Genomic DNA, 16,802 nt, shown 5'->3' with positions numbered 1-16,802 from the left:
GATGACAAGCTCAGGAAATAGTCGTACCTCACTCAAAGACACACTGTCCTTGATCATAATCATATACCCCACCGGCATCCAGACAACGGTCAACTGCCAGCCATTGACCGCCATAGAGATATAAAGCGAAACCAAGACCAAACAGAACCAACGTCAAACCGAAACGAAAACGGAAATGACACACGACTTTTTTCATATGGGGTTCCCCTCTCCCACGTTTAAAACGTGATAATTTCAAACCCCTGATCGCGGTACCCTGCCATACCGGGATGACCAGCCATATCGTCCAACAAGGTCAGGTCTTGCTCTTGGGCTGCGGCCAGCGTGCCCAGTTTGGCGGAGCAAGCTTTACAAACCCCTTCGACAACACCAGCCTGCAAACATTTCTGCCATAAAGGTTTGAGCGGACTACCCTCTTCAATAAATTGCGGGATCAATTTAACCGCAGCACCTTCAACAATGATTTTAGCGTCATAGCCTTTCTCCTGCAGATCCAAAGCATTGAGCAGCACATGGATAAAACACATCGCTTCACCATTGAACACAAACAGCGCTATCTTTTTCATGGACAAACTCCTTATGGGGGGGGCAATTGTTCTTCAGTGATAGTCAGGGTGGTGTCAAATTTTCGGATGACCGTGAACGACCTAGCGTGCATTCCAAAGCCAAATACACCAGAGCGGCAGCAAACAATCCGTTGAGCGGTGGCAACCCCGGCAATAACTGTGCAGCAGCACAGCCTGCCAGCCACGCCACAACAGCAGATAAGCGAACCCTTGCGTCGAATACCACCTGATCGTGCCAGCGTTGTTTCTCATGCATAAAATAATCGGTGATAATGATCGCTCCAATCGGTGGCAAGCAGGCGCCCAGCAATGTGAGAAAGCCGACAAAATGCTCATACAACAGCATGGCGGCCAAAGATCCCAGCGTTCCATTGACCACCACCATCGCCTTTTTGGGCAGCCCGCTGATATTAGCGAACGCCAGCCCCGAGGCATACAAGGCACTGTCATTGGTTGTCCAGATATTCAGGCCCAACACCAGCATGGCCGGAACGATCAAGCCCTGGCGCAACATCACTTCGGAAATATCAGCTTGCTGATAGAGCGCAGCACCGACAGCACCAAACACAAACATCAGTGAATTACCGATAAAAAATGCCAAGACGGTTGTCGACACCGCCGTGCGACTGGTGCGGGCAAAGCGGGTAAAATCGGCCGTCAGAGTTCCGCCACTGATAAATGAGCCGACACACAAAGTCAGCGCCACGGAAAAGCTCAGTGGCTGCTCAGGGGTAATGGCCAGCAAGGACGCCATCCCCCCGGTACTGCGCACCGCTTCTTCAACTGAAAACATCCCTAACAAGGCAATGGCAGGAACAGCAACCAGACTTAACAAGGCCAATGCCTTGATACCAAAATAGGCTGTGGTGGTCATCAGCAGCCCGCCAACAGCAATCAAGAGATATAAATTGATTCCTGTCACCTTCTGCACCGGCAAAGCAAACATCACCACACCGACTCCAAACCATCCCACCTGGGTGATTCCCAGCAAGGCTGAGGGGAACCATGAGCCTTTGACACCAAACGAAGCATGGGCGAGTCGGTGTGTTGACAGGCCGGTTGTCGCAGCAATGTGGGCAAGAGCGCCAGTGTAACCACCAAGGATAAGATTCCCGCCCAACACGGCGAGAAAAAAGCGTTCAGCCGTCAGCCCGGCACCCAGCCGCCCGCCGGTCCACATGCTGGCGGAAAAAAAGGTAAACCCCATCATGACAATCAACATCGACCAGAACCCGCGCCGGGAATCCCGCGGAACGGGTTGATGTGAAAAATCACTATACGTTTGATCCGCTGAGTCTTTCATAACGGTTTGTTTACATCGCCTTTCAACGAGGTTGTGCCTCATTTTGTTGTTTGTCAGCACGCGACCACAAACCGGCCAGAACAGATCCGGAGATATTGTGCCAGATACTGAACACAGCGCCGGGTAACGTTGCAAGCGGCGCAAAATATTGACTGGCAAGAGCCACCCCCAAACCGGAATTCTGCATGCCGACTTCGATGGCAATGGTACGGGCTATCTTGCCGTCAAAGCCAACCAGACGTGCTGCAGCGTAGCCAACGCCGAGACCAAAACCATTATGGAGGATCACCGCAACAAACACCAGCGGCCCGACCTGGGTAAGATTGGCCTGATTCAGGGCAACGACAATGGCGATAATTGTGACGATGGCCACCATGGACAAAAAAGGCAACCAGGGTTCGATACGGTGACGTCGCTCACCGAGCACTCGGTTGATAAAAAGTCCGGACAGCAGGGGAATGACAACCATTTTAGCAATGCTGAGCAACATGGCCGAGGCTGGAACAGGCACAGTCTGCCCCACATACAGCAAGGTCAGATAAGGTGTCACCAGCACGGAAAGCAGTGTCGACAACAACGTCATGGTGATGGACAAAGCCACATCGCCCTTCGCCAGATAGGTGATCACATTGGACGCCGTGCCACCGGCCACGCTACCGACCAGGACCATGCCAACCACCAGATCACCAGGCAGTCCGAGCAGGCGGGAGAGCCAATAGGCCGCCGCAGGCATCATAATATATTGCACTGCCACACCAAGACCCATGGCTTTGGGACGCGTCAGAGCACGCCTGAAATCAGCCGGCGTCAGTGTCAGCCCCATTGAAAACATAATGAATGTCAACAACGGTACGATAGAGGGTTTAAGCAGGACAAACGGCTGTGGAAAGCAAAAGGCCACAATAGAACAGACAATGGCCCAGACAGGAAAAAGAATCGTGATGATGGCCAGCATACAAAACCTTTTGAAACGCCGCGGTTCACACTCTCAGCATGATGCGACAAAGAGACATGGATTATGCCTGCCCATCATAAGCCAAACCGCCGTGAAACAACAAGCCAGTGTCCATACTGGCAACGCTCAGGCCTTAACCAACCAACGATTGGGTCGGTTCAAATCAAAGAAGATTCCCCCAAAATAACGCCGCCAGATAAAGCCCAACACCGTAAGCACTGTGCGACCCCAAGCTGAGCAGACGGGAAAAATTTGGCCGAGGTAATCTCTTGGCTGCGACACCAAATCCAAAGCAGGGTTGCATTAAAAAAAATGGGGCAACAATTGTCACAACGCCAATGAATATCGCCGGAAAAAACGTCGGATGCTTTGCCCAGTCAAGCCCCCAGAAAACCAGAAGAACAAGAGCAAACGCCACACCAATGGCATAATGAGCCCCCCACCCCATCAGGCGTTCCCCGCGAACAGGTGGGGATTCAACAATGGTGTTGTGCGTGAATTTCCCTTGGGGCATATGGCCAAGCCAACGGCCGACAAAGGCATAATTCAGTGAAGGAAGCTTAAATACCGATTTCAGAAACAGCGCCCAGAGATCCATGACCACAGTCGCGCCACAACCGATCAGAAATGCCTTGACAACAAGTTCGACCAGCTCATTCATGATGAGACCCTCCATAAGTGATGTGAGATGCTACCGGTTCAGCACCGGATAAGGTATTGCAGGGAAAGGGAAATGGGTTCAGCAAAGAGACGTAAGAATTACGCTCTAAACATATGGATAGGCCTATAATAAGGAGTGCGGCGCAGGCTGTCTACTATTTTGATAACCCATTAAAAACAAAGAATATAATAGAAAAAATGCACACCAGAACAACAGATTTTATTCTACATAAATCATCTTGCGCGTCATGCCGCCATCAACGACCAGGTTCTGCCCGGTAATAAAGCCAGCCTGAGCTGAAGCGAGAAAACAAACCGTGGCGGCAATATCCTGTGGCTGGCCGACCCGCCCCACCGGATGCTGTTCATGGTCTTGACGACTCAGAGACTGGCTGATGCCGTGAGCACCTTTCTTCAGGGCGGAAACATCAATCCAGCCCGGGCTGATGCAATTCACCCGGATCTGTGGCCCGAGACTGAGTGCCATGGCATGGGTTAAAGCAACCACTCCCCCCTTGCTGGCAGCATACGCTTCACTATCGGGCTCGGATTGCACGGCACGGGTTGAGGCAATATGAATAATCGAACCACTGGGATGCCGCAACAGAGGCGCGGCGTATTTACTGCATAAAAAGGGGCCGGTCAGATTCACATTCAGCAAATGCTGCCATTCTTCCAGCGCCAGGGATTCCAAAGGAGTCCCATGGGCTTTGGCAACCGCCGCATTGTTTACCAGCAGATCGAGGCGACCGTAAGTTGCCTCCAGCCAAGAGAACAGTAGTTGAACCGCCTTCTCATCACTCACATCCACCAACTTGCCAATGACGGAGCCGCCCAACGCCGCAACGGCTTCCTCCACAGCCTGACCGTCATTATCCGCTATAACAACGCTCCAGCCCTCGTCACGCAACCTTGTGACAATCCCACGGCCAATGCCCTGAGCCCCACCGGTCACCACGGCAATCTTCTCTTGATCCATTCCCATCTCCGTTATTTTTTACGCTGATGCCGTCTCGGACTTTTGCTGCGCCGGTAAGCCTGCAAATAGAGAGCATCTTCCGCATAGGTGGTGGGATAAATCGTCGGCACCGGCAGCGGATTCAGATGATCATCAACATTAACAAAGGTGAACAGACATGAGTTGGACAGTGCCTCGCTGGTGCGATCCCGGCTGATGCGCCGGATGTTGGCTTCCACCGAAATAGAGGTCTTACCGGTATATACGACGCGACAGGTGTAGTGCAGCTTGTCTCCCAGCCGCACGGGATGAAAGAAATTGACCCGATTCACCGCAACAATCACCGGCCGGTTGGGCGCCACCAGCTCGGCGCAGATCGAGGAAAGCTCATAGGCGCGCCGCATCAGATAGCCGCCAAAGATCGTCGTCGGCACATTCTCTTTGGCCGGATACATCCGCTCCCAGGAATCCGCCACCAGCTTACCGGACAACAATCCTTTGAAGCCCGGCTCATCCTGCGCCTTATGCAGTTTGGTCAGCAACTCGTACTCTTCGCGGCTGGGCGGTTCCTGGGCAGCATCCTGTTGGCTGCGATAATCCTTGCGACTGGCGATGGCATTTTCATAATGCTTTTTTTCCAGCTCATCATGGTAATCCAACGGCGGAATCGTCACGCTCTTCGAGTCATCACCAACACCCAACCGGGCTACCATGGTGAAAAAACACGAGGCAATATACACACCGGGGTCGCCGGGGTGCTCGACACGAATACCCACTTCCATCGAGGTGCGCCCGACATGGTTAATCCGGGCATGCAGCACAATATCGCGATTGACATCCGCCGCCCCCATGATCATGATCTCATCAATGGCCGCAGTGACCACCCGTGCCTCCGGATAGGTCTGACACACATAATTCAGCGCCGTGTCTTCAGCCATCTTATCAAGATCTTCCAGCAAGCGGCCAAAGCGCACATTGCCGACCAGAGGTTCATTGACCACCATGTAGCTGCGGCGTAAGTCGGCATCAGTACTTAAAGGGATGGTGCGATGACATGCGGTATCAATAGGACGTGCCATGGGATTCTCCTAAAAAAACATCAAGGTCAAATCGACAGAACATAGAATAACAGATAAATAAGGCGTTAGGCATTTTCGCGATCCTCATGACTCGGCGGCGTTGACACCACCAGAAACTCCAAATCCTCTTCGTGTTGATTACTCAACGTATGCGGTACGCCAGCCGGAACATGAAAACCTTCATTGGCTTTCAGCGTGTGAATCGTTCCAGCCACTTCAAGCGTGGCAATGCCATGAAGCACGTAAAAAAACTGCTCGGCCTTGTTATGCAGATGGCGCACCTCTGATGCCCCGTTCGGAACCAGCTCCTGAATAACACTGAGGTTTTTTGAGGCGGCAAGATGCCAGCCATCGCAACCGGCACCCCAGACATAATGTTGCGCAGTTTGTTTTGATACAACAGACACTTTTCTCCCCCTGTAGCTTCTACGAATGGAACATTTTCGGCATAGTAAAAAATTTGTGCCACCCGTTTTGTTTAAACCATTTCGTCCATCTGTACCTCAAAAGAATAACGCCATTGTTTGAAAATGGCAGGCCCTCAAAAATAGTTATCGTCACAAAAAAAGATTTTTACGTCCTTATAACTTTTATAATCAACAAAAGCAGGTAGGATTAAACTATCTAATTTTATTAAATTGTTGTTTATTTTGCCTGCTCCTCCAAGGGGAAAAACATGTTCCGCATCCGCGCCGCGTCCATTGGTACCTATCTGGGGGTCTTGACCGTCGTCGCTGTTTTACCCGCCCTGGTTCTAATTATTCATGCGGGACGGGAGCAACGCCGTGACGCCATCGTTCAGGCCGAACATCAGATGACGATCCTTGTCCGCAGCATGGTCGAACATCAGGAAGGGGAAATAAAAGCAGCACGCCAGACATTAAAAACATTGGTACAGACAGAGGCCGTACAATCTCAAGACCCAACCGCGTGCAAACAGTTATTTCATGAGATCATCTGCCACAGTTCGAATTTGCTCAACATCACGCTCTGTAACAAAAGTGGTCAAGTCGTTGCCTCCGCACGCCCATTCAATGCCATCAGCCTCGCTGACCGCAAACACTTTCGTGATGCCCTGCAAAAAAAGTCCTTTTCTGCGGGAGAGTTTATTTTTACCCGCCTTGGCGATACAGAACCGGCCTTCCCTTTCGCCTTGCCGGTGCGCAACAGCCATAATCAGGTCAAAGGAGTTTTGACCATCGTTCTTGCCGTATCATCGTTCACCAATTTACTTGAACACGCAAGTCTTCCCCAGGGCTCTTTTATTGCCGTGACAGACCATCATGGGCTCCGTCTGTTTTACCACCCTGAAAATTCAGAAACACATCCGATTGGCCAACCCATCGCAGCCGAAAGCTGGCAAGCGGCGCAACAGGCCCGTGATCCCGGACTGGTGAGTGCAGTCGCTTCCGATGGTCGGGTAAAACGCCTGGCATTTTATCCGATGTACCTCAATTCTCAAACAACACCCTATCTCTTTATGTGGGCCGGTATTCCCGAACAGCAGATTTTAGCCCCGGCAAACCTGGAATGGAAAATCAACCTCAGCGTGATGGCGGTGGTTATCCTCTTCAGCGTACTACTGGCACGGTTTTTCGGCCAATACACCTTGGTCAAGCCCCTAGCAGCTCTGGCACAAGCCAGCCACAATTTCGGTCAGGACCAGCCCTGGCAATTACCATCTCAGTATTGCCAGCCTGCTGAAATCGAACAATTGTCCGCCACCTTCACAACCATGACACAGCGGCTTGAAAACAGTCGTGCGATCCAACTGCAATCGGAACAACGCCTGGAACACCTCGCAACCCACGATGAGCTTACGGGCCTGGCCAATCGCACCCTGTTGCTCGACCGTTTAGACCACGCCATTGAAGAGGGCATGCGGCAACATCATGCTGTTGCGGTCCTGCTGATCGACCTTGACCGTTTTCAAGTCATCAATGACAGCCTGGGACACGATCAAGGGGATCGACTTCTTTGTCAGATTGGTAAGCGGCTCTGTCAACACGTCCGTTCAACAGATACCGTCAGTCGTCTCGGTGGTGACGAATTTGCCCTGGTTTTAGGTGACCTGAACAACGAGGAAAGCCTCATCCCGTTAATGCAAGACCTGCTTAAAGAGATCAGCTCCCCCTGCCATATCGACAACCACCATATTGTTGTGACAGCCAGTATCGGCATCAGCCTGTTCCCCAACGATGGCAATGACAGCATCACATTGCTGCGTAATGCGGATCTGGCCATGTACCAGTCAAAACGGCACAAAGGCGATTTCACCTTCTACTCCAGTGATATGAATCAACATGCGGTAAAAATTCTTGAGCTTGAAAAAGATTTGCGTCAGGCACTGGAACGCGGAGAACTGTTACTTCACTATCAGCCCAAAGTCTCATTGCAAAGCGGCAAAATTGTCGGCTGCGAAGCGTTAATCCGCTGGCAACATCCATTGCGCGGCCTCGTCTCGCCTGCTGACTTTATTCCACTGGCCGAAGAGACCGGTTTGATTGTTCCAATTGGAACCTGGGTGTTGGAGCAAGCCTGTCAACAGGCCATAAGCTGGCAGCAACAACAATTACCAACCATCACGATGGCCGTCAACCTGTCATCACGACAGTTCCGTCATGGGAATTTATGCGACGTGGTTGACACTATTTTAGAGACAACAACATTACACCCCGATCTACTCGATCTTGAGATCACCGAAAGTATGATCATGGACGATCCGGAAGGCGCCGTCCAAACCATGATCGCGCTCAAAGAGAGAGGAGTCCTTTTAAGCCTCGACGATTTTGGCACCGGCTATTCCAGCCTGAACTACCTGCGCCGCTTTCCCGTTGACTGCCTTAAGATTGATGCTTCTTTTATTCGTGACGTTGCACAAGATTCCAGTTCTGCCGCGGTTGCAGTCAGTATTGTCGATATTGCGCATCATCTGGGTTTAACCACTGTCGCGGAGGGGGTTGAAACGGTCGAGCAACTGGACTTTCTGGAAAAATGCCACTGCGATATCCTTCAAGGCTACCTTTACAGCCGACCTTTGCCCGCAGAAGATTTCACCTCTCTTCTGAGGAGTAATCTGGATCTGAAGCAGACCCTGAGTAAAAAACCGGACCGCGTGTAGTGAGACTTCTCAATCAACCTGCCGCATTATTTATATTATTGAGCACGCCCGCTAGCTGGATATTGAACAAGTCAGAACGTCCTTCTTGCCTTTTTAGACGCCTGTGGCTTCATCCGTCAGAGACTTGTCCCATTGATTCAACAGAGCTGATCGACCGTTGATGTACTGCTCATAATTCATCGGCGTATTGTTATGCAGGGCATTAAAGACACACCGCGACAACATTGGACAAAACCGTCGACGCCCTGGATAATTTCGATATTTATCCGAATTTTCTTTAAAAAAATGGCCGGCACATCGCATGATGCACCGGCCCTGTTTCTTATAAAATCGCCCTGAACCGTTACGAATTTTTCTTGCGCAAACGATCCATTGCCGCTTTCAGACTGACCCGCAGCCGTTCAAGTGCATCGGCCAATTTACCAACTTCATCCGTCGATTCTGCCGTAATGACCTCATCCACCTTGCCGTCGGCCAGATCCGATGCTGCCTGTGTCAGGGTTTCAAGAGGTTTAAGAGCTCGACCAACAGTGACGACAACAGCAACAATGGAAATCACCAGAATGGCCATCAACATGATCATAAGCGACTGCTGCAGCACCATTTTCTGCTGGTTCACCTTGGCCAGCGAAAATCCGATGCGGAAACCACCCCAGTGCTTCCCTTTCACAATAATCGGAGCCGAAATGTCCCACATTGTCTCACCGGTATCACGAGCATAAACCTGGAGAAAACCCTCTTCGAGGTTCTGTGCCGCGCTTAAACCGACCGAGTCGTTAAAAATCCGCTTGGTGCGGTTTCCGGTTTTATCTTTTTCAACGTCACCGGTAATCGGCTGCTGATACAGGGTATTGTGCGTAGGAAGATAACCATTCACATCAACTGCAACAGCAAAAACGACACTTTCATCCTTAAGAAATTCATCTTCAATGGCCAGAAGCGCCTTATCCAGATAAAAATCGTATCGGGTGTGATATTTTGCCGGTTCAAATCCGGGGATCTCTTCATACTCGGTGTCAAACGCATCCTTGACACTGAACACGCCGTTATCAATGGCTTCTTCGAGAATGCGGCCGGTAAAACGTGCGCCGAGAACAGCTTCTATTTTCCCCCGTTCCAGCAATTGCTGTTCAAGATGCCGGCTCTGCTGACTCACGATGAACCAGGCCCCGACAACCATGACGATCAACAGCAGGACATTAACATAAACGGTTACTTTTACACTGATTTTTTTAAACATGATCCCCCCATGATATCTGAATTAAACGTAGATCTTCATTCTAGAAAGTCACTTCAGTTTGTTTTATAGCCAATGCGTATGGCACCCCAATGACGGTTACTGATGGTGATCGGAATAGAAAGATCGGACATCTGTTCGCCGGTATCACGGCTGTAACGCTGCAACAGATAGGGCTGCTGATTCCGCGCCGCCGCCAGACCGGTGCGATCATTGAAAATCCTCTTGGTCCGATTTTTCACGCTGTCAACCTCGGCATCACCGGTCAAAGGCTGGGCAAAGCGCGTATTATGCGTAGGCAGATAGCCGTTGCGGTCCACGGCGATGCAAAACACCAGATGTGGATCTTTTGCCAAATATTTATCGAGGATCGGCCGCAAAATCTCATCACTCAAAGTATCGTACTGGGTGCGATATTTCTGCGGGTTGGTATTGGGGATCGGAATGTAAAACGTGTCAAAAAGCTGGCCGACGGTTAACCGCCCCGAAGTAAGCAACAACTCGAACTGACTGACAACCTCGTCGCGACACTGCTGCGCCCAAAGATAGGTGTTACGATCAAGAGCCGACTGCAGTGTGTCCGCTTTGCCAATACCGGGTGTGACCATCAGCGCCAGCATCGAGCACATCACGAGCATGACTTTCACCTTTGCCCTGCGGCTGGAACGAACTTTTACACCCGATAAAACCGCCGGGAGCCGCCCTGTTTTTTCAGTTGTCATCTCCATTATCATCCCCTTTGATCACGAAGGATTTAGCCACGCTCCACCGTCTCTTGAATCAGAGCCTCTATGTGCTGGAAAAGCTGCGGGTTGGTACTGCCACCGGGTTGTAGTACGACAAGGTGATACTGCCGGATCGGAAAAAGATGAATGAAACGGCCTGCGGACTGAAACGACACACCTCTGAACGGATCGTTGTTAAGGCCGGCGGATAATAATGTGCAGCGCTGGATCAGCGTTTTTGCCCAGGGCAAGTAAGAAACCGCATCCGTGAGATTGTGCGAAAGAATCTGTCCATTGCTCTGGGCCAATACGTAGCCATCAACACCGGACAGAGCACTCAACGCCGTGATGAAATCGGTCACCCTAGCCACGCGGTTGCTCCATCTGGCGTATTCTTTCTACCGTTTCCGCACACAAAGCCAGATAACGCTCGTATTTCTGCGCATCATCAATCTCATGGCGAAGCATCTCCAGCAGACTGTCAAACGAGCCCTCCCCGGCTCGTTTCCAGGCATCCAGGGCATCATCGAAAATGATCTCCGCCATCGGTCCGATGATTTTTGCCAGCCGCTGTTTCAGCTCGGGAATTTCCCCGCTGAAATCCGTCGGTTGTGGCGGTGCAACTTCCGGCGGGGCAACCTTGTCACTCCCCCCGTCCTCAATGATTTTCGGTTTACTCAGCATGTTGAGGGAATAACTCACCATGCGCCCATTCATGGAAGGTTCACCAAAAACAAGAATGGATTGATCGGCAAAGGTATGAACGAACAGAGCCACTTCATCGTAATGAAGCGTCATCTCACTGGCATCAGACAGTTTTTCCCGCGCCAGCGACATCACCTCGTCCAACTGCACACCTAAGCCAAGCAAGACCTCCTCCGACAAAAAAGGCGGCATACGATTAATCATCACCTTCAAGTCAGCGTCATAAACACAAACCCCTAAAACGCCTGGAAGTTTTTTTAACGTGACAATTGCCTGCTCCATTGCGCTCTCCTAAAATCGTGCCGGGGGATCGAACTTTGATTTAAATTGCTGCAAGAACTTTTTGACCGACTGCTCACGCCGTAAGCCAACGGTGATGGGAACATCTTCAAAGGTAAAAAAGACATGGCGCACACCATGACCCTCATTGGTTACCATGTATTGAAAATTTCCGGCTTGAAGAAGCCGGGCAATGTCGTCAGTTTTCGTCTGAAGATGGCCGGGATGAAGGTTTTTGACTGGCTGTTGGCGACGTGATTTGAACAGGCGCAAGTTGCTGTCTTGATCGTAAAGGCAGTATTCGACAACTCCGGGCAACGGCTCGAGAACTGAATCAATCTGCTGTTCCAGAAGAGTCGTTGCCCCGGATTGCACCAAAGAATGCCCTTCATCACCCGAAGTGTCCTGCGGCTTGGCCAGTGGCAACTGCATTTCATCTTTTAACCGCAGCGCCTCCATAAGCAGAGACATAAAAGACTCGGAAATTTCCTGGGCAACATTGAAAGGCTTATCCTGAAATCCGATCCGCACACTGTCCCAAGCGATGATGGTGTATGCCGCGTCCTTGCCACGCAGTGTCGCCGTTTTGGCCGCAACAATCTCACCCTCGCGAATGAAAAGCTCACCATGCTCCGTGTCCGTCTCGACAGTCAGCACACAATTCTTGTGTTCGACATTCATCAACTGCAAAACCGATGTCAAACTCAAGCCCTTGAGCTGTCCGACCGCTCCGTTTGTCAGTTGCTGGTGAATTCTTTTAGCGGCTTCATCAGCCTTTAAAGGCTTGGTAAATCGTCGGGCAATGCGCAACTCAGCCAGACGAGCCTCCAGATCCGGGGAAAGAGGAGCACTGAGCACATCGACCGGCAGCTCGGGAAAATACCGATTAATTGATTCAATCAGCTCAAAACAGCAGCTTTCTGTTCCATCAATATCGGTAATGACCAAATCAATGGCCAATTGCTGCAATCCCCGATTGATATCACTGCGCTCATTGGCAACGATCACTTCAAGATCGCTGTAGCGCTGCAATGCCTGAAGCAGGGCACGCAGTGTCACGTTGTCTTTGTCAAGAATAAGAATCTTCTTCATACGATAAGCCAGCACCCTAAAGTTGACGAAAAAAGAATCGTAAAACAGGCGTTTAAAGCAATTGCTACCCATTTTCAAAAAAACTTCAGCGGCAGCACTTTCAATACCGCGTTATGCTTTCAAAAAACCCTATTTATCAGGGAATAACACATCAGAGACATTCCTTATGTCTACTATAGAGAAAAATAAGTAAAACACAGTTATACTAATTTTCAAAGCATTTGTTTTGTCCTCCTCGCAGTCACAACCTCATCAGAGACGGCCAACAACCATCCCGTCCGACCGTGGCACAACAGATCGAAAAAGGCCGATACATATCTCGCTGCACCGGCCTCTCAAACTTTTAGTCTGCGACGATTCAACGCCGCAATAGTCTCAACACAAGCGTGGGCGGTTAAAATAGGTGGCAAAAAACAGTTTCGTGGGAAGTAAAATTTTGTGCGCGAACCCAGATGGTCCGCTGAAATGAGGCTTTATAGAAACAGCATTTATCCCGCTCAGAAGATCCGCGACAAAAGCCCGATAGAAAGCATTGAAATGGGTGATGTGACAAGCACAACAACCATTGAGAGAAGAAAGGATATGATCTTTGCTGGTGAGTTGACAAGCGAGACAGACACGCCATATCTGCCCGGCAGAGTTGATCGCCGTCATACATCCGGTGCTTACAGCGATAACAAGAAACAGTCGAACTAGTAACGCGTGCCTTGCTCCTTATAGCGGGCAGGACAGGTCAGATCGTTGATTGCCACGTGTGAAATGGGAGACCTGGACAGCTTTTCACATCGACAATGGTGTCCGAGTTACACCGTCTTGCGATCCCCATGACTAGGCGGGGTTGAAATCACCAGAAACTCAAGCTCTTGCTCGTGCTGGTTACTCAACGTATGCGGCACGCCAGCCAACACATGAAACCCTTCATTCGCATTCAACGTGTGAACAACTCCGGCGACTTCAAGCGTAGCAATACCTTTAAGAACATAAAAGAACTGCTCGGCTTTTGTGTGCAAGTGGCGGACTTCCGCAGCCCCACGTGGAACACACTCCTGAATGACACTGAGTTTTTCTGAGGCCGCAAGATGCCAGCCATCACAGCCCTCACCCCAGAGATAATGTGTTGCTGTTCGTTTTGATGAAATTAGCATCGCGATATCCAGAAGGTTAAAAAAACAACGGCCATGACAACTTGTTCTCACAACGAATAACAGGCTCTCGCTAAGGATTTGCCATATTACAAGGACAAGTTACCAGCGATTTACGTCGCCTTGTCAGGTCAGAAATGTACCAGTATGAACAACACACACCGTGATCCATTTTTCCATAAGATCAATTCTCCTGCCCTGACCTCAGGATCATCGGATTAAGTCAGAACCAGCAAAAAATATTTATGGAGGACCAAGCACCACAGCGAGCATCACACATCAACCTTAAAACCAAGCTCAACATCACAGGCGGCCTGCCCACCACGAATCCCCCAATTTTCAGCGGTAATTTCGCGCAACATAATTTTTACGTGGCTTTTGGGAATTCCGAACGGTTCCAGATTATTCACGATAGCTTGATAAAGACTTCTTTTTGCATCAAGTGAGCGCCCAGCAAAGCAATCAATACTGATATGAGTATAAAACTCCGGTTTTCACGATCAGGAGGACATGCAAACCGGTGAGGCTCATGCACTAAAAGCCGGATATTTCTATCGTGAGGCATAATTTTGAAGCTCTCACGAAGCGCAGCATGTACCGCTTCCATAATCCCTAATTCGACGTCTCTTGAATATTGTTGCCGGACTTCGATTAGCGCACTTGGCATTTCTTTGTAATCTCCATTTCCATGTGCAGATCACTTTATAACGCCGCGCTTTGCGGCAAATTTGGAGCGCAGCGGAAAGTTTATCCGACAGCAGCGATTTGTTATGTGAGGTTATCACTCAGACCACCTCTGCCATCAGTGCTAAACACATGATTCTTTCCCAATGGTTCACAAAGGGGGCAGCATCAATTGCGGGCTGCAAAATGGTGTTTTTTGCCACCTCAAGTTCCAATGGAATTTGCAACAAAGCTTGAATTTGCGCTAAATAAGTAACCAGCCTTGGGCCAGCCTCTTTTGAGAACCTCAAGTCTAAATTAAAATCATTAAAGTGTTTTTTCACTCGAAGTTTTTGGGTATCCTCCCAATGTTCTGGAGGTTGAACGAAGTACTCAATACCCCCCGGTTCACCGCCTGTATCTGCTATATATCGAGCAAATATCCATTGCTCGTTGAAATACCGCTCGTTATCCAAATATGGTTGAAGTACTTGTCCTGCTTCACTAGTGGCAAAGTTCTCTCCTTTGCCATCCATGTTGCAGTCTCTGCACGAGGGCACCAAGTTGACCGGCAATACCGAAAATTGTGGGTAGTGCGCTTTGGGCAGGAAATGATCTAAGTTTCGAGGGCGGCCGATACCACCGCAAAAAGGACATTTCTCGTTGGCCGCAGCCATCAAGGCATTATAAATTACGCGGGCAGGTTTACCCTCTTTTACAAAGTAAGTGCTATACAGCTTTAACAGATCCGATTTCTTTAGCTGCTCAACAACAACTGGGTCACAATCCCGTCCATTAGGAGTCGAAGGTAAAGTGTACAGTTCTCCTGCAGAGGCTGACGCGGCATAGCCAACTGCACTAGCTTGCAAAAGGTGCATGTCGTTATCCACTTTTTGCAGTAATTTGTCATTGCCTGTGATTCCTTGGCGACACATTTCAATTGCTTGCTCACTTGAATAAGCAGGTTGTTTAAGCTTTAACATAAACCTGCACTCCTGTCGCGATGGGTTACAAGTGCTTTCAATAAAGCACGCGCTTCTAAACCAAGCTGGTTGTTATATTCGTTCACTATCTGTTGGTATGAGCTTCCTCTCTCGACAGATTTTACCAATAAATCGTGAAAACCGGGTTATACCCCGTTTCTACGGACGGCTTGAAAACAACTGAAACTCCATATCACGTCTAGCAATCCTTTTCCTCATTCGTGGATTATGGAAGCGTTCAATATAGTTGAATAGATCCGCTTTGGCGGCATCCATTGTCGGATATCTCATCCGATTTGTGCGTTCTCGCTTGAGAACACCAAAGAATCCCTCGCAGGCTGCGTTATCTCCACAATGACCAACAGCACTCATGGAGCAAACCAAGGCGTTCTCCTTCAAGAATCTTTGGTAGTCCGTGCTGCGAAATTGACTGCCGCGATCCGAATGCAAAATCACATGGTTACTTTCTTGACGTTGCCACACGGCCATTTCAACGGCACGGATCACCATCTGCCGGTCTTGGCGATGGTGCATTGACCAGCCAACGACCAACTTGCTGAACAGATCGATGACAACACACAGATAAAGTTTTCCTTCGCCGGTCTTGAGTTCTGTGATGTCTGTGACCCATTTTTGTTCTGGTTCCAATGCCTTAAAATCACGCTGCAACTGATTCTGAACATCGGCAGGGACTACAACTGGTGTGTGATATCGACCTCGTTTTTTCTTTCGCGGCCAGCCTTGAAGTCCGGCTGAAGCCATTAAACGAGCAATGCGATTTTTACTTGCAGTCTCTCCGGTTTCCCGAAGGTCTTCATGCATACGCGGAACACCAATGGCACCGTTGCTGTCTTCATGGATTTCACGAATGCGCTTCAGTAGACGCTCGTTGTCAATCTGTCGTGTACTGGGGGATCTTTTCTCCCAGTCATAATAACCACTGTGAGAAACTTTGAGGCAACGACACATCAAGCGAATAGGAAATTCATTGCGACAACGTTGAACCGCCTGATACTTCAGGACGACTCCCTGGCAAAGAACGTTGCCGCTTCGCGTAAAAAATCCCGTTCCTTTTTTACCCGGGCTAATTCACGTTTAAGAGCTGCAACCTCATCATCTCTGGGATTTCCAGTCCCGCCAAAGGCATGGCGGCCCTCTGCCTCAGCCTCTCGCTTCCACCGTGAAAGCAGGTTGGCATTGATACCGAGTTCTCTTGCAACCTGAGCGCAACTGACATTAGGCTGGCAAGCCTGTTCTACTGCCCCACGTTTAAATTCCTGACTGAATTTTCTTCTCTTAGACATAAACACTCCTTTAGCCCACTATAGGCTTTT

Annotated in this window: 17 protein-coding genes and 2 pseudogenes; 2 read left to right on the top strand and 17 right to left on the bottom strand. The window is 49.8% G+C overall.

Annotated elements, in window-relative coordinates:
• Positions 1–28: 28 nt before the first annotated feature.
• The 8 genes from DACE_RS18165 to DACE_RS09790 form a co-directional block, all read right to left on the bottom strand.
• Complete coding sequence (locus DACE_RS18165) at positions 29–196, bottom strand: hypothetical protein (protein WP_155809088.1); 168 nt, start codon at positions 194–196, stop codon at positions 29–31.
• 22 nt (positions 197–218) lie between these two features.
• Entirely contained in the window at positions 219–566 is a 348-nt protein-coding gene (locus tag DACE_RS09820) for a DsrE family protein (protein WP_006000807.1), read from the bottom strand.
• A gap of 43 nt (positions 567–609) precedes the next feature.
• Positions 610–1,869, bottom strand: a complete 1,260-nt coding sequence (codB, locus tag DACE_RS09815) for a cytosine permease (RefSeq protein ID WP_040366872.1) — start codon at positions 1,867–1,869, stop codon at positions 610–612.
• Positions 1,870–1,891: 22 nt separating this feature from the next.
• Entirely contained in the window at positions 1,892–2,824 is a 933-nt protein-coding gene (locus DACE_RS09810; protein WP_006000803.1) for a bile acid:sodium symporter family protein, read from the bottom strand.
• A 163-nt stretch (positions 2,825–2,987) separates the two neighbouring features.
• Positions 2,988–3,485, bottom strand: coding sequence for a DUF2938 domain-containing protein (locus tag DACE_RS09805; protein WP_006000802.1), 498 nt, complete (start codon positions 3,483–3,485; stop codon positions 2,988–2,990).
• Between the two features lie 219 nt (positions 3,486–3,704).
• The gene (locus DACE_RS09800) at positions 3,705–4,463 is read right to left on the bottom strand and encodes an SDR family oxidoreductase (RefSeq protein ID WP_006000800.1); all 759 of its coding nucleotides are present in this window, start codon (positions 4,461–4,463) and stop codon (positions 3,705–3,707) included.
• Positions 4,464–4,474: 11 nt separating this feature from the next.
• Complete coding sequence (locus tag DACE_RS09795; RefSeq protein ID WP_006000798.1) at positions 4,475–5,521, bottom strand: hotdog domain-containing protein; 1,047 nt, start codon at positions 5,519–5,521, stop codon at positions 4,475–4,477.
• A 65-nt stretch (positions 5,522–5,586) separates the two neighbouring features.
• Entirely contained in the window at positions 5,587–5,928 is a 342-nt protein-coding gene (locus DACE_RS09790; protein WP_006000796.1) for a cupin domain-containing protein, read from the bottom strand.
• 269 nt (positions 5,929–6,197) lie between these two features.
• On the opposite strand from DACE_RS09790, the gene DACE_RS17335 reads away from it, so the two are divergent.
• Positions 6,198–8,642, top strand: coding sequence for a bifunctional diguanylate cyclase/phosphodiesterase (locus DACE_RS17335; RefSeq protein ID WP_006000794.1), 2,445 nt, complete (start codon positions 6,198–6,200; stop codon positions 8,640–8,642).
• Between the two features lie 343 nt (positions 8,643–8,985).
• Here the strand turns inward: DACE_RS17335 and DACE_RS09780 are convergent, their stop codons facing one another.
• The 5 genes from DACE_RS09780 to DACE_RS09760 all read right to left on the bottom strand — a co-directional run bounded on the left by DACE_RS09780 (position 8,986) and on the right by DACE_RS09760 (position 12,680).
• A complete protein-coding gene (locus tag DACE_RS09780) occupies positions 8,986–9,882 on the bottom strand; it encodes a HAMP domain-containing protein (RefSeq protein ID WP_006000792.1) in 897 nt (298 codons plus the stop codon).
• Between the two features lie 53 nt (positions 9,883–9,935).
• Positions 9,936–10,517 (bottom strand): hypothetical protein, encoded by a 582-nt coding sequence (locus DACE_RS09775; protein WP_006000791.1) that lies wholly within the window; start codon positions 10,515–10,517, stop codon positions 9,936–9,938.
• 116 nt (positions 10,518–10,633) lie between these two features.
• Positions 10,634–10,975 (bottom strand): hypothetical protein, encoded by a 342-nt coding sequence (locus DACE_RS09770; protein ID WP_006000789.1) that lies wholly within the window; start codon positions 10,973–10,975, stop codon positions 10,634–10,636.
• Positions 10,968–11,591, bottom strand: a complete 624-nt coding sequence (locus DACE_RS09765; protein ID WP_006000787.1) for a DUF8082 domain-containing protein — start codon at positions 11,589–11,591, stop codon at positions 10,968–10,970. Before DACE_RS09765 ends, DACE_RS09770 begins: the two co-directional genes overlap by 8 nt.
• Positions 11,592–11,600: 9 nt before the next feature.
• Complete coding sequence (locus DACE_RS09760; protein ID WP_006000785.1) at positions 11,601–12,680, bottom strand: DUF4388 domain-containing protein; 1,080 nt, start codon at positions 12,678–12,680, stop codon at positions 11,601–11,603.
• A 438-nt stretch (positions 12,681–13,118) separates the two neighbouring features.
• On the opposite strand from DACE_RS09760, the gene DACE_RS09755 reads away from it, so the two are divergent.
• The gene (locus DACE_RS09755) at positions 13,119–13,376 is read left to right on the top strand and encodes a hypothetical protein (protein ID WP_155809087.1); all 258 of its coding nucleotides are present in this window, start codon (positions 13,119–13,121) and stop codon (positions 13,374–13,376) included.
• A gap of 107 nt (positions 13,377–13,483) precedes the next feature.
• Here DACE_RS09755 and DACE_RS09750 read toward each other — a convergent pair whose 3' ends face one another.
• The 4 genes and pseudogenes from DACE_RS09750 to DACE_RS09735 form a co-directional block, all read right to left on the bottom strand.
• The gene (locus DACE_RS09750; RefSeq protein ID WP_006000782.1) at positions 13,484–13,825 is read right to left on the bottom strand and encodes a cupin domain-containing protein; all 342 of its coding nucleotides are present in this window, start codon (positions 13,823–13,825) and stop codon (positions 13,484–13,486) included.
• Positions 13,826–14,094: 269 nt separating this feature from the next.
• Positions 14,095–14,489, bottom strand: a pseudogene (locus DACE_RS09745) (tautomerase family protein).
• A 118-nt stretch (positions 14,490–14,607) separates the two neighbouring features.
• Positions 14,608–15,468, bottom strand: coding sequence for an HNH endonuclease (locus DACE_RS09740; protein WP_006000781.1), 861 nt, complete (start codon positions 15,466–15,468; stop codon positions 14,608–14,610).
• Positions 15,469–15,592: 124 nt separating this feature from the next.
• Positions 15,593–16,772 (bottom strand): annotated as a pseudogene (locus tag DACE_RS09735) (IS3 family transposase); the annotation flags it as partial.
• Between the last annotated feature and the right edge of the window lie 30 nt (positions 16,773–16,802).

The organism is Desulfuromonas acetoxidans DSM 684 (genome assembly GCF_000167355.1).
In the GTDB taxonomy this organism is placed as follows: Bacteria; Desulfobacterota; Desulfuromonadia; order Desulfuromonadales; family Desulfuromonadaceae; genus Desulfuromonas; species Desulfuromonas acetoxidans.
Note: the sequence above shows the minus strand (reverse complement) of the source record. Positions and strands in the feature narration are given on the sequence as shown.